Origin of the sequence: Lentzea fradiae (genome assembly GCF_900100955.1) — a bacterium.
GTDB classification, from domain to species: Bacteria; Actinomycetota; Actinomycetes; order Mycobacteriales; family Pseudonocardiaceae; genus Lentzea; species Lentzea fradiae.
Genome location: NZ_FNCC01000008.1, coordinates 1 through 17,740, shown reverse-complemented (window position 1 = coordinate 17,740; position 17,740 = coordinate 1). Strand labels below are relative to the sequence as shown.

The following is a 17,740-nucleotide window of genomic DNA, read 5'->3' as shown; positions in this document are numbered from 1 at the left end:
TTAGACCGCGACATCCGAACGTGTGCGCCGGTCCGCGGCCGAGAGCACCACGTCGAGCAGACCGGGGAAGAGAAGGTCCAGGTCATCACGACGCAGTGACACCCAGCGCTGGTTCCCCCGGCAGCGTGTTCGGGTGATGCCCGCCTCGCGCAGCACGCGCAGGTGCTGCGACAGGGTCGACTTCGCTACCTCGACTTCGAAGGCCCCGCACAGGCGTTCACCGCTCGACTGGATCTGGCGGACGACCGCGAGCCGTGTCGGGTCGCTCAGCGCGTGCAGCACAGCGGCTAAATCGATGGCCTGGGGGGACGGCTCGTCCAAGTTCGGCACTCGACCACCGTACCCGTGGAAGCCTCATGTTCCAGTGGCCCGAGGGTGTGCAGTTGCGTAGACCTCCCTCAAAGTCGTAACGGTTACCAGTGTGTACACCTGAGTGGTGGTAACGGATGCGTGCCCCAGCAGCTCCTGCACCACCCGAACGTCCGCACCGCCTTCCAGCAGATGGGTGGCGAACGAATGTCGCAACGTGTGCGGCGACACCGGAGCGGTGATGCCGGCTTCCTCCGCGGCGGTCTTCAGCACGGTCCACGCGCTCTGTCTGGAGAGCCGTCCGCCGCGCGCGTTCAAGAACAACGCGGGCGTGCCACGCCCCTTCGCCGCCAGCGCGGGGCGCGCGCGAACCAGGTACGCGTCGACCGCGGCCAGCGCGGGCCTGCCCACCGGCACCAGTCGTTGCTTGCCCCCTTTCCCGTCCAGCAGCACCGTCCGCTCGGACGCGTCGATGTCGTCGATGTCGAGGCCCACCACCTCGGAGATCCGCGCTCCCGTCGAGTACAGCAGCTCCAGCAGCGCCTTGTCCCTGAGGTTTCCCGCATTGTCGAGCAGGGTCAGCACATCGTTGACCGGCAAGGCTTTCGGCAGCCTCTTCGGCGGTGACGGCGGGTGCACGGCGCGTGCGACGTCCTGCGGTACAACGCCTTCACGGTGTGCGAAGCGGTGCAACCCGCGCACGGCGACCAACGTCCGTGCGGCGGACGACGCCGCGAGACCGCTCTCTCGCAACGACGCCAGGAACTCGCTCACGTGCATCTCGGTCACCGCGCCCAGGTCCGTCACGCCGACGGACTCCAGGTGTTCGACGTAGCGGCGCAGGTCCCTGGTGTAGGAGTCGAGCGTGTTGCGAGCGGTGCCGCGTTCCACGGCGAGGTGGTCGAGATAGGTCGCCACCAGTTCTTCGATCACGCGAGCCCTTCCAACACGATCTCGCCGGCACGCACGTTGACCCCCTTCGCCAGTGCCGGGTCCGCTGCTACGGCGCGGTCGAAACCGTTGTCCGCCAACGCGATGACGTACGGAAGCGTCACGTTCGTCAGCGCGTAGGTCGACGTGTTCGGCACCGCACCCGGCATGTTCGCCACGCAGTAGAACACGGAGTCGTGCACACGGTAAGTCGGCGCGTCGTGCGTTGTCGGACGGGAGTCCTCAAAGCAGCCGCCTTGGTCGATCGCGATGTCCACGAGCACGCTGCCGGGACGCATCCGCGACACCAGCTCGTTGCTCACGAGCTTCGGCGCTTTCGCACCGGGCACCAGCACGGCGCCGACGACCAGGTCCGCCCAGCGGCACGCCTTCTCGACCTCGTAGGCGTTGGACGCGATCGTCTGCAGGTGCCCGCGGTAGGTGAAGTCGATCTGCCGCAACCGGTTGACGTTGGTGTCGAGGACGACGACCTCGGCCTGCATGCCGACCGCCATCGTGGCCGCGTTCATCCCCGCCACGCCCGCGCCGATCACCGCGACCTTGCCCGCCGCCACGCCGGGTGCGCCACCCAGCAGCACCCCGCGGCCGCCTTGCGCGCGTTCCAGGCAGTGCGCGCCCACCTGCGCGGCCATCCGTCCGGCGATCTCGCTCATCGGCGCCAGCAACGGCAGCGAGCCGTCCGGCAGCTGCACCGTCTCGTAGGCGATGGCCGTGGTGCCGGACGACAGGAGCGCCCTCGTGCACTCCTGGCTCGCCGCGAGGTGCAGGTAGGTGAACAGCACCTGGTCGCGGCGCATCCGGTGGAACTCGGGCTCGATCGGCTCCTTGACCTTGAGCACCAGGTCGGCGACGGCCCACACCTCGTCCGCCGACTCGGCGATGCGCGCCCCGGCCGCCGTGTACTCCTCGTCGGGGAACGACGAGCCCGCGCCCGCGTCCCGTTCGACGACGACCTCGTGGCCGCGCCGTGTCAGCTCGACCACTCCCGCGGGGGTCATCGCCACGCGGTACTCGTGGTTCTTGATCTCCTTTGGGACACCGACCCGCATCGTCGCAGCGTATTCCCGATATCGGCGCGCTGCATCGGATACCGTGCTGAGCCGTGTCAGAAGCATTCGGGCCGGAGCAGCAGCGCATCGGCAACCAGCAGCGCGAGGAAGCGATCACCGCGCTCAACGACCACTTCGCGATGGCGCGGCTCGACATCTCGGAGTACCAGGACCGGGTGAACCGCGCGTCGGGAGCCCAGTCGTACCAGGAGCTCGCCGAGCTGTTCCGCGACCTCCCGCAGCCACACCCGCCGTTCCTCGCGCCGCCGTCGGTGCCGTTCGCGGCCGTGCCGCCGCCCCCGCCGGGCTTCCCGCCGCAGCCCACGCAGCCGTACTACCCGCCGCCCACCGGACCGCAGCAGTACGCCGGCCCGCCGCCCGGCATGGCCACGGGCGGCTACGCGCACGTGTCCGCGCCGTACGGGTACGACCCGATCACGGGCGTGCCGCTGTCGGACAAGTCGAAGATCGCCGCGGGCGTGCTGCAGCTGTTCCTGGGCAACCTGGGCATCGGCCGCTTCTACACCGGCCACACCGGCATGGCCGTCGCCCAGCTGCTGACCTGCGGCGGCTGCGGCATCTGGTCGCTGATCGACGGGATCATCATCCTGGTCAGCGGCGGCACCGACGCCCAGGGCCGCAAGCTCCGCGACTAGGTACCGGCCAGGTTACGGCCCACACCCCACACCACAGCCACGGCGAGAACGGCGACACCGACCGCTTTCGGCACGGATCGCCGTTCCCCTGTCCACTTGTCGCGCGTCCACCGCGCGAACAACCACACGGCCAGCGGAACGCCCAACGTGAGCAGCACCGCGTTGTAGTGGAACGCACCGGCGATGTCGCCGTGCAGCAGCGCGTGCACCATGCGCGTGGCGCCGCAGCCGGGACAGTCCAGCCCCGTCAGCCAGTTGAACGGGCACTTGGGCAACAGGTTGCCCGGCTTGGTCGGGTCGACGACCAGCAGCAGCGCCGCGCCCGCCGCCCCCGCCGCGAGCACGCCGAGGGGCGCCTTCAGTCGTGAGAAGGCACCCGTCGACGTCCGCATGGGTCCAACCTACTTGCCGCGCGCGACGAACCGGGTCGGCTTGTCGCGGAAGGGCGCGTCCGCCGGACGCGGCTCCGCCCGGCCGTCGAGCACCTCGCGTGCGGCGAGCAGCCCGGCGACCGTGGAGGCGTTGACGATCTCGCCGGCGAGCACCATCCGCACGGCCTCGGCGAGCGGGAAGCGGTGGACCTCCAGGTCCGCCTCCTCCTCGCCCTGCACGTCGCGGTCGACCTCGGACAGCTCGCGCGCCAGGAACACGCGCACGACCTCGTCGGTGAAACCGGGCGAGGCGGCCACGTCGACCAGCGCGTGCCACTGCCGCGCGTCGAGCCCGACCTCCTCGGCCAGCTCGCGGCGCGCACCGGCGACCGGCTCCTCGCCCTGGTGGTCGAGCAGACCCGCGGGCAGCTCCCACAGGTGCCTGCCGAGGGCGTGCCGGTACTGGTGGACCATCGTGACCTGGCCCTCGTCGTCGACGGCGACGACCGCGACCGCGCCGGTGTGCTCGACGATCTCGCGCTTGGCCGTGCCACCGCCGGGCATCTCGACCTCGTCGACGCGCAGCGCCAGGATCTTCCCGACGTGCAGGTCCTCGCTGGCGACGGTCCGGAAGTCGTGCCTGGGGCTCTCGGAGGAGGAGGTCACTGCTTCGCCCCCGCCGTCGCCAAAGGGAGGCGGTCGGCCACCCGGTAGTCGATCGCGGCCTTCACGAACGCCGCGAACAGCGGGTGCGGCTTCGTGGGACGGGACTTGAGCTCCGGGTGCGCCTGCGTGGCCGCGTAGAACGGGTGCACGTCGGCGGGCAGCTCGACGAACTCGACCAGGCGGCCGTCCGGCGACAGACCGGAGAACACCAGGCCGGCGTCGGCGAGCTGCGCGCGGTAGGCGTTGTTCACCTCGTAGCGGTGGCGGTGGCGCTCGGACACCTCCGTGGTGCCGTAGGCGTTCGCGACGACCGATCCGGGCGTGAGCTTCGCGACGTAGGCGCCCAGCCGCATCGTGCCGCCCATGTCCCGCTGGCCCGCGACGACGTCCTCCTGGTCGGCCATCGTGGAGATGACAGGGGAGCCGCCCTCCTCGAACTCGCTCGAGTTGGCGTCCTCGATGCCCGCGAGGTTCCGCGCGGCCTCGATGACCATGCACTGCAGGCCGAGGCACAGGCCCAGCGTCGGCACACCGCGCGTGCGGGTGTAGGTCAGCGCACCGATCTTGCCCTCGATGCCGCGCACGCCGAACCCGCCGGGGATCAGCACCGCGTCCATGCCGGACAGCGCCCGCGCCGCCCCCTCCGCCGTCTTGCACTCGTCGGACGGCACCCACTTGATCTCGACCTTCGCGTGGTGGGCGAACCCGCCCGCGCGCAGGGCCTCGGTGACCGACAGGTAGGCGTCCGGCAGGTCGACGTACTTGCCGACGAGCGCGATCTTCACCGTCTCCGACGGGTTGTGCACGCGCTCCAGCAGGTCGCCCCACACCGTCCAGTCGACGTCGCGGAACGGCAGGTCGAGGCGGCGCACGACGTAGGCGTCGAGGCCCTCGGCGTGCAGCACCTTCGGGATGTCGTAGATCGACCGCGCGTCCACGGCCGCGACGACGGCGTCGGTGTCGACGTCGCACATCAGGCCGATCTTGCGCTTGAGCGAGTCGGGGATCTCGCGGTCCGCCCTGCACACGATCGCGTCGGGCTGGATGCCGATGTTGCGCAGCGCCGCGACGGAGTGCTGGGTGGGCTTGGTCTTCAGCTCGCCCGACGGCGCCAGGTACGGCACCAGGCTGACGTGCAGGAAGAAGACGTTGTCGCGGCCGACGTCGTGGCGGACCTGGCGGCACGCCTCCAGGAACGGCAGCGACTCGATGTCGCCGACCGTGCCGCCGACCTCGGTGATGACGACGTCCGGCTTGACGCCGTCGGCGTCCGGCTCCGCCATCGCGCGGATGCGGCGTTTGATCTCGTCGGTGATGTGCGGGATGACCTGGACGGTGTCGCCCAGGTACTCGCCGCGGCGTTCCTTGGCGATCACCTCGGAGTACACCTGGCCGGTGGTGACGTTCGCGTCACCGCTCAGATCCCGCGCGAGGAACCGCTCGTAGTGGCCGATGTCGAGGTCCGTCTCCGCGCCGTCGTCGGTCACGAAGACCTCGCCGTGCTGGAACGGGTTCATCGTGCCGGGGTCCACGTTCAGGTACGGGTCGAGCTTCTGCATCGTTACCCGCAGGCCGCGCGAGGTGAGCAACTGGCCGAGGCTCGAGGCGGTGAGCCCCTTGCCCAGGGAGGACGCGACGCCTCCGGTGACGAAGACGTGCTTGGTCGTACGTGCCTGCTGCACCAACGGGGCTCCCGTGAAAATCGTGGGGGCGAAATCCCCCTATCCACGGGCCATAACGCTAACACGCCGCCGGTCACTCAGCGCACCACGACCCGGCACAGCACATCACCCGATCGGCCCAGCAGGCGGTTTTGCCGAACTCCGCCCGGTAGGCGGCGGGATCGGGAATCGTTGCCGCGTGACCTTCGACCTGGCAGAGGAAGCCGCACGGGCCGTGCAGGGGCGGTCGGCGGCTTGGCGGTTCATCGAGAGGTTCGCGGAGTCCTGGGAGGAACCGCTGGAACCCGCGGACGGCTGGAGCCGGCGCGACCTCGCCGAGGCGGAGGACAGGCTCGGGGTACCGATCCCCGAGGCGTTGCGGGAGGCGCTGTCGCTGTTCGGCAAGCGCCCGGACCTGACGAGCAACCAGGACCGGCTGCTGATGCCCGCCGAGCTGCGCCTCGACGGCGGCGTCCTGGTGTTCCGGGACGAGAACCAGTGGGTGGCGAGCTGGGGCGCGGCGACCGCGGGCGACGACCCCGAGGTGCTGGTCAAGCTCGACCTCGCCGACAGGTCGCTGGAGCGCTGGGACCCGTGGCTGCCGCGGCTGTCCGTGGCGTGCGTGGAGATGGTGCTGTCGGAGGCGCTGTTCCGCGACGACGCCGAGACGGCCGACAGGGAGATGTCCGAGGCGGACGTCTCCCTGCTGCGCGAGCACCTCACCGCGTTGCCGCTGCACGGCCCCGGCACCCGCTGGTTCGCCGGACAGGACGTGGTCGTCCGCCAGGACGGGGACGCGTGGCTGTGGGCCCGCGCCCGCACACCGGACGCCCTGGAGCTGCTGGTGAAGCAGCTCCCCGGAGACTGGACGACCGAGTACTGAGCGCCCCGTCAGCTCGCGGCGCCGGGTGCCGATGCCTCGGCGTTCCCCGCGACCCCGTACCGGCCGGACCGGCCCTCCAGCTGCTCCCGCAGCGCCATCACGACGACGGCCTGGCCAGCCGGGGTGTCGGCGTTGTCCACGGTGGACAGCACGGACGTCGCGTTGGTGTCGGCGCGGATCACGCCGATGGCGCCCGTGCCGTTCGCAGACCCGTCGCCCCCGGCAAGCACGACCCCCGCGCCGGACCGGTCGAGCTGCGTCGAGAAGCGCGCGATGGTCGACGCGCGGTCGGCCGCCGAGTCGCCCTCCGCGGCCCCGCCGGTGAGCACGATCGCGAGCTGCGCGGGCTTCACGCCCGACGTCGCCTTCACGAAGCCCGCGTTGGACAGGCCCGCCAGTGCGGCCGCCGCCTCCTCCGGCGTGGCCTGCTGCTCGTTGTTCGACGGGTTGAGCAGCAGCAACGTGCCGAACAGGCCACCGGCGCGGGTGCCGGGGTCCGCAGCCGTCGGCAGCTGCGACCCGGCGGGCTGCAGCCGTGCGACGAGGTCGCGCAGCTGGTCGCCGCGGGACGGGTCGGCGAACGCCGCCGTCAGCTGCACCTCGCCGGTGACCGTGGCGCCCGCGGCCTTGAGCAGCCCGGACACCGCGTCGCGGTCGGACGGGCGCGCGTCCTCGGTCGTGACGATCACGACCGTGCGGTCGGTGAGCCGGTCCTTGACCGCGAGCGGCCCGACCGCCGCCGCGAACTCGTCCGCCTCGCCGAGCTTGGCGTTGAGCGCGTTGCGGTGGTTCTCCAGGTCGCTCACCCGCTGGGCGAGCGTGTTCTTCTCGCCGCTCAGGCCCGACAGCAGCCGCCCGCTGATCGCGGTGGACCCGAGCACGACGCCGACCGCGAGCGCGAGGAACACGGCGGTGATCGAGACGATGTGGTAGCGCAACGTGATCACGAGAAGAACCCCTTGAACCAGGTGACGACGGAGTGCCAGCCGTCGACCGCGAGGCCGACGTAGACGTGACCGACACCGGAGACGGCGAGCGCCGCGGCCATGGCGGTGACCGCGGCGGCCACCAGCAGGACGATCACGCCCAGCGAGACCCGGCTGCGGTGCAGGGTGGCGACGGCCTCCCCGTCCACGAGCTTGCTGCCGAGCTTCAACCGGGTGAGGAAGGTGGAGGGGTTCGAGCCGGAGTGCCCGCGGTCGAGGAACTCGCGCAGCGTGGCGCGCAGTCCCACCGTCACGACGAGGGACGCCCCGTGTGCTTCGGCGAGCAGCAACGCGAGGTCTTCGGCGTTGCCCGACGCGGGGAACGTCACCGCGCCGATGCCCAGGTCCTGGATGCGCTGCAACCCCGGCGCGTGGCCGTCGGTCTGCGCGGGCACGACGACCTCGCTGGCCGCGCGCAGCGACGCCGTGCCGATGCCGTCGGGGTCACCCACGACGACGTCCGGCTTGAGGCCCGCGTCGAGCAGGGTGTCCGCGCCGGTGTCGACGCCGATCAGCACCGGCCGGTACTCGCGGATGTACTTGCGGAGCTTGCGCAGCTCCTCGGCGTGCGACGGCCCGCCCGCGACGACCAGCACCTGCCGGTCGCGCATCGGCACGTACACCTCGGGCACGCCCACGCCGTCGAGGACGAGTGCCCGTTCGCGGCGCAGGAACTCGATGGTGTTGGCGGAGAAGGCTTCCAGCTGCGCCGACATGCCGGCCTTGGCCTCGATCATGGCGTCGGCGATGCTCTCGGCGTTCTGCTCGACGCCTCTGGCGAGCTCACGTTCACCGGCGTAGACGACTCCCTCGTGGAGCCGGACCTTCGTGCCTTCCTTGATCTCCCGCAGCGCGACGGCGCCGACGTCGTCGATCAGCGGGATGCCCGCCTCGACCAGCACCTCCGGCCCGAGGTTGGGAAAGCGGCCGGAGATCGACGGCGACGCGTTCACCACCCCGGCCACCTCTGCCGCGACGAGCGCCTCCGCGGTGCGCCGGTCGAGGTCCACGAGGTCGAAGACGGCGACGTCTCCGGGGCCTATGCGCCGCACCAGGTCGCTCGCGCGCCGCTCCACCCGCGCGACGCCCGTCACACCGGGAAGTTCGTGGTTGGTACGGCTCAGCAACCCGGAAAGCTTCATGGGCCGATAGTGACTCACGGTGCCGATGGGACAGGTGAGGCACGCCGGGCCATTTTCCGGGGGTCAGTCGTCGGGGTGAACGAGCACCCCGGCGAATGCCACGACAACCGCGGTCACGAGCACCCAGACACCGCTGCCGAAGCCCGCTTCCAGGCCGGGGTCGATTGTGATGTTGCCCTCGCGGTGAAAGCTGATCGCGTTCAACAAATAGACGAAGAGCATTCCTGTGACACCGGCGAGTGACGCCGCACCGGCGTAAGCGACTTTCCGCCACCGGATGCCGAGCAAGGTCGCGACCGCCGCCGCGACGACCGGAACGGCGAACAAGGGACCGTGCTCGTCCTTCGTCTGACCGAAGTACGTGCTCCAGCCCGTGGTGACGTACGCGGTCTGCGGCTGGTCCGGCGCGAGGCGGATGAACAGCTCGGACAGCGGCAGGAACGTCGCCGCCACGGCTGCAGCGGCCGCCACCGCCAGGAGCACCGCGCTGAGCAGCTTCACGCCGCCTCCCGTTGCACCGCGACGGCCCCGACGAGCGCCACCAGCGTGCCGGCGACGAGGAACACCAGCCCGAACCCGAGCGCGAAGTCGCCCTGCTGCTCGACGGCGTGACCGCGTTCGGACACCAGCAGCGCGGCGATGACCGCCACGGCACCGACCTGCGCCGCCGACCCCGCGAGCGCGGCCTGCCGCACCCAGACCCCGGCGACCAGCAACGCGACCGTGACGACGACCGGCACCCCGTACCAGGGCGACAGATCCCCCGCAGGCCAGTCGCCCGGCTTGTTGACGACCTCCGTGCCCCACGCCCTGACCACGACCTCGACACCACCCGCGTAGACCGTCGAGTACCACGGCAGCACCAGCGCCGTCGCGGTCAGCACCACCCCGGCCGCGACGAGCGCGACCGCCGTAGCCCTTCCGATCACCGCGACTCCCGCCCCTGCTCGCTGCCCGCGGACTCGTCCCTGGCGAACTCACTCCCGCCGGGAGTGGTCTCGGCCTCGGGTCCGCTCCTGCCCGTCTCCACGATCACCGGGAACCCGTACGGCGGCGTCTCGGTGTCGTCGCCCTCGATCTGGTGGATCATCACACCGTCCGCCGCGGGCTCTTCCCGCCGCGGCAGCTCCTGGTGCAGCACCGCGGACACGACAGCGATCCCCGCCGCCACGACGAGCAACGTGACCCCAGGCCCCTGCTCGACTTCGAGCGTCACCGGCGTCTCGAGATCACGCAGCCGCTCCACCGTCGCCTGCACACTGCTGACCGCCGACCAGGCCACCCCGGCCAACGCCCCGGCCCCGAGCAACGACCCCACCCGCACAGCGGGCACGCGGAACGCGAGCACCGCCGACAACGCCATCACCAGCGCCGCCCCGGTGGCCGCCTCCCCGAACTCCAGCGGCCCGAGCAACAGCGCACCGCGGAAGTCGTCCTGCTCCACAGCCCACGAGGTCGCCTCGAACCGCAACGTCCGCCCGCCCAGCACGACCTGCACCCCGTAGGCAGGGAGGAACGTGGCCGCCACCCCGAGCCCGGCCGCGACGAACACCAGCACCGCCCCGAACACCCGGCGCGTCGTCACAGATCCGGTCCACCTTCCACCGCACCACCGTGTGCGTCCGCTGACCGTGGCTCGGTCACGCCCCCATCATGCCGAACGTGGCCGCCCGGAGCGGGCCACGGCGCGGTTCGATCGACCGTGAGAGGAATTCCGGACGCCGTGCCTCCGACAGCACCACGAGCGCGGAACCCGGGGGCGTCAGGACTTCTTCTTGCGCCGCCGCACGACCGGAGCCGTCGACTTGTCGGCCTTCGCCGCCGCCAGCAGCTCCTCGGCGTGCGCGCGGCCCGTGTCGGTCGAGTCCATACCGGCGAGCATGCGCGCCAGCTCGACCACGCGCTGCGTCTCGTCGAGCTTGCGCACGGCGGAGCGGGTGAAGGTGCCGTCGGCGGACTTGTCCACGACCAGGTGCCGGTCGGCGAACGCCGCCACCTGCGGCAGGTGGGTCACCACGATGACCTGGTGCGAGCGCGCGAGCCGCGCGAGACGGCGGCCCACCTCGACGGCCGCCCGGCCGCCGACGCCCGCGTCGACCTCGTCGAAGACGAGGGTCGGCACCGGGTCCGAGTGGGAGAGCACCACTTCCAGGGCGAGCATCACGCGGGAGAGCTCGCCGCCCGACGCGCCCTTGTGCACCGGCAGGGCCGGGGCGCCGGGGTGCGAGATCAGGCGCAGCTCCACGTCGTCGACGCCCGACGCGCCCGCGTGCAGGATCGAGCGGCCCACGGGCAGTGCCTGCTGGTCGCCGGACTCGGCGTGGCGGGGGCGCACGGCCAGCTCGACCGAGGCGTGCGGCATCGCGAGGCCGTCGAGCTCCTCGGTGACGGCCTTGCCCAGCTCCAGCGCCGCCTCGGTGCGGGCCGCGGTGACACGTTCGGCCAGCACGGCCAGTTCCGCGGCCAGCTCGTCGCGGCGCTGGGCCAGTGCGGTGAGCGCCTCCTCCGACGTGTCGAGGCCGTCGAGACGGGCGCGCGCCTCGGCGGCCCACGCGATCACGCCGTCGACGTCCGCCGCGTACTTGCGGGTCAGCGCCTTCAGCTCGGCCTGGCGCTGCAGCACCTGCTCCAGGCGGCCGGGGTCGGCCTCCAGGTGGTCGAGGTAGCCGGAGATCTCGGCGCCCACGTCGGCGAGCAGGGTCGCGGCCTCGACGAGGCGCGGCTCCAGGTCGCGCAGCTTCGGGTCCTCCGACGCGGACAGGCGGCGGGCGGCCTCGGAGATCAGGCCGAGCGCGCCGGGGTTGTCCGGGTCGCCCTCCAGCGAACCGGACACCGCGAACTGCGCGCCCTGCGCGGCCTCGCGGAGCTGGTCGGCGTCGGCGAGACGGCGGGCCTCGTCGTGCAGCTCCGCCTCCTCGCCCGGCTTCGGGTCGACGGCGTCGATCTCGGTCAGGCCGTGCCGCAGCAGGTCGGCCTCGCGCGCGAGCTCACGGGAACGTTCGGTGCGCTCCTTCAGCTCCGTCGAGACGCGCAGCCACTCCTCGCGCACGGACTGGTAGCCGCGCAACGGCTCCGCCACGTCCTCGCCGGCGAACCGGTCCAGCACGGCGCGCTGCTCGGTGGGACGCATCAGCCGCAGCTGGTCGTTCTGCCCGTGGACGGCGATCAGCTGCTCCGCCAGCTCGGACAGCACGCCGACCGGCACGGAACGGCCACCGACGTGCGCGCGGGAACGGCCGTCGGAACCGACGGTGCGGATCGCGATCAGCGACCCGTCCTCGTCGGCCTCGCCGCCGACCTCCTCCGCCACCTTCGCGGCAGGACTGCCCGCCGGAGCCTGGAAGCGACCCTCGACCACCGCCCTGTCCGCTCCGGTGCGCACGCGGGACGCCTCCGCCCGGCCACCGCCGAGCAGGTGCAACCCCGTCACGACCATGGTCTTGCCCGCGCCCGTCTCACCGGTGACGACGGTGAATCCGGGATCCAGTTCCAGGGTGGCCTCGTCGATCACGCCGAGGCCCTTGATGCGCATCTCGGCCAGCACAGGGCGAACCTTACTTGTCGAGTCGGACATTGCCTCGCGGGCACCGGAACGAGCCGGTGCCGGCGCACCGAGCGGCGCGGTCAACCTGCCGATGGTCCCCGCCACCCCTTCACCGGCAGGTCGAACTTCTCGACGAGCCGGTCCGTGAACGGGGCATGGCGCAGCCGCACGACCTTGAGCGGCACCTCGCCCTCCACGATCTCGATCCGCGCACCCGCCGGCAGCTCGAACGTGCGCCGCCCGTCCGCGGACAACGCCGCCGGGTGCCCGGTGCTCTCGATCTCGAACGCCACGTGCGACTTCGGCGAGACGACCAGCGGCCGGGCGAACAGCGCGTGCGCGTTGCTCGGCACCACCAGGATCGCCTGCACGTCCGGCCACACCACGGGACCGCCCGCCGAGAACGCGTAGGCGGTCGAACCGGTGGGCGTCGCGCACAGCACGCCGTCGCACCCGAACGCGGACACGGGCCGTCCGTCGACCTCGATCACGACTTCGAGGATGCGTTCGCGGATCAGCTTCTCGACGCTGATCTCGTTGAGAGCCCAGGTCTTCAGCACGACCTCGCCACCGACCTTGGCGACCAGGTCGAGCGTCATGCGCTCTTCGACGAAGTAGTCGCGCTCCAGCACGTGACCGACGGCCTCGTGCAGCGCGTCCGAGTCGGCCTCCGCGAGGAACCCGACCCGGCCCAGGTTCACGCCCAGCACCGGCACCCCTGCCGGGCGGGCGAGCTCGGCGCCGCGCAGCAGCGTCCCGTCACCTCCCAGCACCAGGACGAGCTCGGTGCCCTCGGCGGCGTGGTCGTCGGCGGGCACGACCTTGGTGCAGCACGACGGGCCGAGGTCACGCGCCTCGTCGTCGAGCACCCTCGTCGTGATGCCGCCGACCGCGAGCCGGCCTGCCACCTGACGGGCGAGATCGATGTTGCTCTGGTGACCGGTGTGGACGACCAGCAGGACTTCCCTCATTGGGGCCCTTCTTCGACGGCGGTGCGCACCATCTCCGCGGGGTCGACGGGGTCGCCCTTGCGGAGCCAGAGGAAGTACTCGACGTTGCCGGACGGTCCCGGCAGGGGGCTGGCGACCACCCCGTGCACGGCCAGCCCCAGCTCCGCCGCGGCCGTGGTCACGTCCAGGACGGCCGCGGCCCTCAGCCCGGGGTCGCGCACGACACCACCCGAGCCGAGACGTTCCTTGCCGACCTCGAACTGCGGCTTGACCATCGGCAGCAGATCGCCCTCCTCGTCGAGGCACGCGGCCAGTGCGGGGAGCACAAGCCTCAACGAGATAAACGAAAGATCGGCTACCACCAGTTCAACCGTGCCGCCGATGTCCTCGGGGGTGAGGGCGCGGACGTTGGTCTTGTCCTTGACCACGACCCGGTCGTCGGTCTGCAGCTTCCAGTCGAGCAGGCCCCTGCCGACGTCGGCGGCGACGACCTGCCGGGCACCGCCGCGCAGCAGCACGTCGGTGAAACCGCCGGTGGACGCGCCCGCGTCGAGGCAGCGCCTGCCCGTCGGGTCGATCTTGAACGCCTCGAGCGCGCCGATCAGCTTGTGCGCGCCCCTGGAGGCCCAGTTCGGGTCGTTGTCGATGTCCTTGACGACGACCGCGTCGGAGGTCTCCACGGCGGTCGCGGGTTTGGTCGCGACGGTGCCGCGCACCGTGACGCGGCCGTCCGCGACGAGTTGGCTGGCGTGCTCACGGGACCTGGCGAGCCCCCTGCGCACGAGTTCGGCGTCGAGCCGCACCCTGCGAGGCACTGTGCATCACACCTTGTCGATGCTCGACAGTGCGTCGGTGAGCGTCGCGTGCACGGCGTCGAACCGCGCCACGTGCTCGGCGAGGGGAACGTTCTCGAGCCCGTCGAGCCTCTCCAGCGCGCCGTCGATGGCGTCGGCCGGGTTGGGCGGCGGTCCGGGCAGGGGGTAGTTCACGGACCTACGGTAGCCGATGCAGTACCGACAGGTCCGCGCCGACATACGTGGGCTTCTGCTCATCCGGAAGCGCTTGCGCCTCCTCGGCCGTCGACACGCCCGTGAGCACGAGCAACGAGTCCATGCCCGCGTTCACGGCGCCCAGGATGTCGGTGTCGAGCCGGTCGCCGACGACCAGCGGCCGGTGCGCGCCGAGGCTCTTCGCCGCCTGTTGCAGCAACGGGGTGGCGGGCTTGCCGGCGACGAGCGGCTCCTGGTCCGTCGCGGTCCTCAGCGCCGCGACGAGACTGCCGTTGCCGGGCAGCAAGCCGCGTTCGGTGGGCAGCGTCGCGTCGACGTTGCACGCCACCCACAGCGCGCCCGCGCGGATGGCCACCGCGGCCTCGGCCAGCTGACGCCAGCCGAGGTCCGGTGACATGCCCTGCACGACCGCCACCGCGCCCTCGGCGGTGTCGGTCGGGATGAGACCGCGCTTGAGCACCTCGGCCTCGAGGGCCTCGGTGCCCAGCACGAGCACGGTGGAGCGAGCGGGCAGGCGTTCGGCCAGCATGGCCGCGCCCGCCTGCGAGGAGGTGCTCACCTCGTCGAGAGCGGCTTCGAACCCGAGCTCGACGAGTTGGTCGGCGACCGCCTGCGGTGTGCGAGAGGCGTTGTTGGTGACGTACCGGATCCCGACGCCGTGCTCTCTGGCCTTGGCGACGGCTTCCACCGCGCCGGGCACGACCTCTTTGCCGCGGTAGACGGTGCCGTCGAGATCGATCAGCAAAGCGTCGTACCGGTCGACCAACGTCTCGCTCACTGCTGCGGGGTCTCCTCCTGGGTCAGCTCGAACGCGCGCTCGGCGGCGTCCGTCTCCCCCTCGTCGTCGGCCTCGGCGGCGTTGAGGAACCACTTGACCGCTTCCTCGGTACGCCCGGCCGCGGCCAGGTTGTCCGCGTAAGCGTAGAAGAGCCGCGCCGAGTACGGGGTGCGCTGGCCGGGATCGAGGTCCGGTCCCTGCAACGCCACGACGGCCGCTTCCAGCTGGCCCATGTCACGACGGGCACCGGCCGCGACGATCCGCAGCTCGATCTCGTCCTCCTGGCTCAGGTCCTTGGCCGACGGGTCCTTGGCGAGGTCGATGGCCCGCTCGGGACGCCCGAGCGCCCGCTCGCAGTCGGCCATGATCGCCAGGTGGCCCGGACCGGCCATCATCCGGCGCGCGGCCCGCAGCTCGCTCAGAGCCTCGGCCCACTCGTCGGCGAAGTACGCGGTCAGACCCGCCGCCTCACGCACGACACCCACCCGCGCCGCCTTGCTGCGCGCGTACCGGGCGTGTTCCAGCGCGAGCTCCGGCTCCTCGTCGATCAGCAGCCCGGCCGCGGCCAGGTGCCGACCGACGATCTCCGCGAGCCCCTTGGGGAGGCTGCGCAGCTCGGCCTTGATCTCCGGGTCGAGCAGCGAGAGGTCGGCCTCCTCGGGCAGCTCGGGACGACCACCGCGCGGGGCGGGGGCGTCGTCGCGCTCGTCGGCCTGAGCACCGGCGTCGGCGGGCTCGGCGTCGATGGGCTCGCCTTCGGACCGGGTCTCGACCTCGTCCTCGGCTTCAACACCGGCGTTGTCGTCGGCCTTGTCCTCGGTCGCCTCGGCCGCCGTGTCGCCGGCGACCTCCACGACGTCGGCTTCGTCGGCGGACTCGGTCTCGGCGACCGGCTCACGGTTGGCGGCGGCGCGGCTGGCCGCGGCACCGTCGCCGAGGCGGTAGCCGGCGCGCTCGCCACCGGAGGTCACCTCAGAGGCGGTCTCCGGGCTGGTCGTCTCCTGCTCTGCCTGGCGCTCCTGGAACCGCGCCGCACGCTCACGACTGCGCTCGTCCCGCCGATCGTCACGGCGGTCATCGCGCCGATCGTCACGGCGGTCGTCACGCTGGTAGCTGGGACGTCCCTCGCTGCGCGAACCGGAACGGTCACCGGGACGCGAGTCGCGACGGTAGCCACCCCTGTCGTTCGAACCGCGGTCGTTCGAGCCACGGTCGTCACGACGGTCGCCGCGGTACCCACCGCGATCGCCGGAGTCGCTCTTGCGGTAGCCGCCGCGGTCGCTGGAGCCCTGGCCGCGGTACCCGCCACGGTCACCGGAGTCGTCACGGCGGTAGCTGGGCCGGTCACTCGAACCCTGCCCGCGGTACCCACCGCGATCGCCGGAGTCGCTCTTCCGGTAGCCGCCACGGTCGCTGGAACCCTGACCGCGGTATCCACCACGGTCGTCGCTCTTGCGGTAGCCGCCCCGGTCGTCGGAACGGTCGCCGCGGTAGCCGCCGCGCTCGTTCGAGTCGTCACGGCGGTAGCTCGGCCGGTCGCCGCCACGGTCGGAGCGGTAGCCGCCACCGGAACCCTCGCCACGACGGAAGCCACCACGGTCCCCGGAGTCGTCACGACGGAAGCCGCCGCGGTCCCCGGAACGCTCGCCGCGGAACCCGCCCCGGTCGCCCGAGTCGCTCTTGCGGTAGCCGCCACGGTCGCTGGAACCCTGGCCGCGGTACCCGCCACGATCGCCGGAGTCGTCACGGCGGTAGCTGGGCCGGTCGCCCGACCCCTGCCCGCGGTACCCACCACGGTCACCGGAATCGCTCTTCCGGTAGCCGCCGCGGTCACCCGAGCTCTGCCCGCGGTATCCACCGCGATCGCCCGAGTCGCTCTTCCGGTACCCGCCCCTGTCGCTCGACCCGCGGTCGTCAGAGCGGTCGCCGCGGTAGCCACCACGGTCACCCGAGTCGTCACGACGGTAGCTCGGCCGGTCGCTGGAGCCGCGGTAACCGCCGCGGTCCTTCGAGTCGTCCTTGCGGTAGCCCGGGCGGTCGCCGGAACCCTGGCCGCGGTAGCCACCACGGTCGGAATCGCTCTTGCGGTACCCTCCGCGGTCGTTCGAGCCGCGGTCGTTCGACCGGTCGCCGCGGTAGCCACCGCGGTCGCCGGAGTCGTCCTTGCGGTAGCCGGGACGGTCACCCGAACCCTGACCGCGGTACCCGGAGCCGGCGCGGTCGTCTCGACGGTCACCGCGGCTGCGGTCGCCGGAGCCTTCACCACGCTGGGAGTTGCTGCTGAACTTGCGATCGCCTGCTGGACGGCCACCCTCGGAACGGCGCGGTCGGTCTCCCTGGCCACGCTGACGGTCGCCGGGACGTTCCCCGAACCTAGACACCTAATCCTCCTATGGACACGCTGAAAGGGGCTTGTGAGCGAGCACTGTTGTTGTGCCCCGCAATCACAAGCCCCTTCAGGGAAGAAGTTCGGCGGCGACCTACTCTCCCACACCGTAACCAGTGCAGTACCATCGGCGCAGAAGGGCTTAACTACCGGGTTCGGAATGGGACCGGGTGTTTCCCCAACGCTATAACCACCGAAACACTATGAAATTACAACCAGCAACCCCGCAGGGCCGCGATCGGTCCTGGTTGTTCTTCCAGAACCGCACAGTGGATGCGTAGCGTCTTTGTAACAAGTCCTCGGCCTATTAGTACCAGTCAGCTCCAACCGTTACCGGTCTTCCACCTCTGGCCTATCAACCCAGTGGTCTAGCTGGGGGCCTTAACCCACAAAGGGTG

At 71.5% G+C, this 17,740-nt stretch carries 19 protein-coding genes and 2 rRNA genes; 2 read left to right on the top strand and 19 right to left on the bottom strand.

The window, feature by feature from the left end; all coding sequences use genetic code 11:
• The 3 genes from BLT23_RS19540 to ald are packed head-to-tail and all read right to left on the bottom strand — an operon-like array spanning nt 1 to nt 2,309.
• On the bottom strand, nt 1-330 hold the full coding sequence (locus tag BLT23_RS19540) for an ArsR/SmtB family transcription factor (protein ID WP_090051246.1): 330 nt from the start codon (nt 328-330) through the stop codon (nt 1-3).
• 24 nt (nt 331-354) lie between these two features.
• The gene (gene xerD / locus BLT23_RS19535) at nt 355-1,242 is read right to left on the bottom strand and encodes a site-specific tyrosine recombinase XerD (RefSeq protein ID WP_425434398.1); all 888 of its coding nucleotides are present in this window, start codon (nt 1,240-1,242) and stop codon (nt 355-357) included.
• On the bottom strand, nt 1,239-2,309 hold the full coding sequence (gene ald / locus BLT23_RS19530; RefSeq protein ID WP_090051245.1) for an alanine dehydrogenase: 1,071 nt from the start codon (nt 2,307-2,309) through the stop codon (nt 1,239-1,241). Before ald ends, xerD begins: the two co-directional genes overlap by 4 nt.
• Before the next feature lie 53 nt (nt 2,310-2,362).
• Here ald and BLT23_RS19525 point away from each other — a divergent pair, with 53 nt between their 5' ends.
• Nucleotides 2,363-2,965 carry an NINE protein gene (locus BLT23_RS19525; protein ID WP_090051244.1) on the top strand — a complete coding sequence of 201 codons (603 nt, stop codon included), beginning with the start codon at nt 2,363-2,365 and terminating at the stop codon, nt 2,963-2,965.
• On the opposite strand, the gene BLT23_RS19520 is transcribed toward BLT23_RS19525, so the two are convergent.
• From BLT23_RS19520 to BLT23_RS19510, 3 genes are read right to left on the bottom strand one after another with little or no spacing between them, the layout of a single operon-like run.
• Nucleotides 2,962-3,357 (bottom strand): DUF2752 domain-containing protein, encoded by a 396-nt coding sequence (locus tag BLT23_RS19520; protein ID WP_090051243.1) that lies wholly within the window; start codon nt 3,355-3,357, stop codon nt 2,962-2,964. The genes BLT23_RS19525 and BLT23_RS19520 overlap by 4 nt on opposite strands.
• A gap of 9 nt (nt 3,358-3,366) precedes the next feature.
• On the bottom strand, nt 3,367-3,945 hold the full coding sequence (locus BLT23_RS19515; protein WP_425434402.1) for an NUDIX domain-containing protein: 579 nt from the start codon (nt 3,943-3,945) through the stop codon (nt 3,367-3,369).
• 53 nt (nt 3,946-3,998) lie between these two features.
• Nucleotides 3,999-5,684 carry a CTP synthase gene (locus BLT23_RS19510; protein ID WP_425434397.1) on the bottom strand — a complete coding sequence of 562 codons (1,686 nt, stop codon included), beginning with the start codon at nt 5,682-5,684 and terminating at the stop codon, nt 3,999-4,001.
• Nucleotides 5,685-5,862: 178 nt separating this feature from the next.
• Here BLT23_RS19510 and BLT23_RS19505 point away from each other — a divergent pair, with 178 nt between their 5' ends.
• On the top strand, nt 5,863-6,546 hold the full coding sequence (locus tag BLT23_RS19505) for a hypothetical protein (RefSeq protein ID WP_090051241.1): 684 nt from the start codon (nt 5,863-5,865) through the stop codon (nt 6,544-6,546).
• An 8-nt stretch (nt 6,547-6,554) separates the two neighbouring features.
• On the opposite strand, the gene BLT23_RS19500 is transcribed toward BLT23_RS19505, so the two are convergent.
• From BLT23_RS19500 to BLT23_RS19445, 13 genes are all read right to left on the bottom strand, one after another.
• Nucleotides 6,555-7,493, bottom strand: a complete 939-nt coding sequence (locus tag BLT23_RS19500; RefSeq protein ID WP_090051240.1) for a copper transporter — start codon at nt 7,491-7,493, stop codon at nt 6,555-6,557.
• On the bottom strand, nt 7,490-8,674 hold the full coding sequence (gene steA, locus BLT23_RS19495) for a putative cytokinetic ring protein SteA (RefSeq protein WP_090051239.1): 1,185 nt from the start codon (nt 8,672-8,674) through the stop codon (nt 7,490-7,492). Before steA ends, BLT23_RS19500 begins: the two co-directional genes overlap by 4 nt.
• A gap of 63 nt (nt 8,675-8,737) precedes the next feature.
• A complete protein-coding gene (locus BLT23_RS19490; RefSeq protein ID WP_090051238.1) occupies nt 8,738-9,175 on the bottom strand; it encodes a hypothetical protein in 438 nt (145 codons plus the stop codon).
• Complete coding sequence (locus BLT23_RS19485) at nt 9,172-9,603, bottom strand: hypothetical protein (RefSeq protein ID WP_090051237.1); 432 nt, start codon at nt 9,601-9,603, stop codon at nt 9,172-9,174. The genes BLT23_RS19490 and BLT23_RS19485 overlap by 4 nt, the downstream gene beginning before the upstream one ends.
• On the bottom strand, nt 9,600-10,259 hold the full coding sequence (locus tag BLT23_RS19480; protein WP_143035981.1) for a hypothetical protein: 660 nt from the start codon (nt 10,257-10,259) through the stop codon (nt 9,600-9,602). Before BLT23_RS19480 ends, BLT23_RS19485 begins: the two co-directional genes overlap by 4 nt.
• A gap of 177 nt (nt 10,260-10,436) precedes the next feature.
• Complete coding sequence (gene recN / locus BLT23_RS19475) at nt 10,437-12,218, bottom strand: DNA repair protein RecN (protein WP_090051235.1); 1,782 nt, start codon at nt 12,216-12,218, stop codon at nt 10,437-10,439.
• Nucleotides 12,219-12,298: 80 nt separating this feature from the next.
• Complete coding sequence (locus BLT23_RS19470; RefSeq protein WP_090051234.1) at nt 12,299-13,189, bottom strand: NAD kinase; 891 nt, start codon at nt 13,187-13,189, stop codon at nt 12,299-12,301.
• A complete protein-coding gene (locus BLT23_RS19465) occupies nt 13,186-13,983 on the bottom strand; it encodes a TlyA family RNA methyltransferase (protein ID WP_090051233.1) in 798 nt (265 codons plus the stop codon). The genes BLT23_RS19470 and BLT23_RS19465 overlap by 4 nt, the downstream gene beginning before the upstream one ends.
• Nucleotides 13,984-13,989: 6 nt before the next feature.
• Complete coding sequence (locus tag BLT23_RS40815) at nt 13,990-14,157, bottom strand: hypothetical protein (RefSeq protein ID WP_176946829.1); 168 nt, start codon at nt 14,155-14,157, stop codon at nt 13,990-13,992.
• A 4-nt stretch (nt 14,158-14,161) separates the two neighbouring features.
• Nucleotides 14,162-14,956, bottom strand: a complete 795-nt coding sequence (locus BLT23_RS19460) for an HAD-IIA family hydrolase (RefSeq protein ID WP_090051232.1) — start codon at nt 14,954-14,956, stop codon at nt 14,162-14,164.
• A complete protein-coding gene (locus BLT23_RS41680) occupies nt 14,953-17,337 on the bottom strand; it encodes a hypothetical protein (protein WP_143035980.1) in 2,385 nt (794 codons plus the stop codon). Before BLT23_RS41680 ends, BLT23_RS19460 begins: the two co-directional genes overlap by 4 nt.
• 86 nt (nt 17,338-17,423) lie before the next feature.
• Nucleotides 17,424-17,540: ribosomal RNA gene (gene rrf, locus BLT23_RS19450) — 5S ribosomal RNA — on the bottom strand.
• Nucleotides 17,541-17,629: 89 nt separating this feature from the next.
• Nucleotides 17,630-17,740: ribosomal RNA gene (locus BLT23_RS19445) — 23S ribosomal RNA — on the bottom strand; the annotation flags it as partial.

Bases quoted from the DNA above. Each gene is read 5' to 3' on its own strand.
- ald (WP_090051245.1), bottom strand. From the start codon at position 2,309: ATGCGGGTCGGTGTCCCAAAGGAGATCAAGAACCACGAGTACCGCGTG.
- BLT23_RS19520 (WP_090051243.1), bottom strand. From the start codon at position 3,357: ATGCGGACGTCGACGGGTGCCTTCTCACGACTGAAGGCGCCCCTCGGC.
- steA (WP_090051239.1), bottom strand. From the start codon at position 8,674: ATGAAGCTTTCCGGGTTGCTGAGCCGTACCAACCACGAACTTCCCGGT.
- BLT23_RS19470 (WP_090051234.1), bottom strand. From the start codon at position 13,189: ATGAGGGAAGTCCTGCTGGTCGTCCACACCGGTCACCAGAGCAACATC.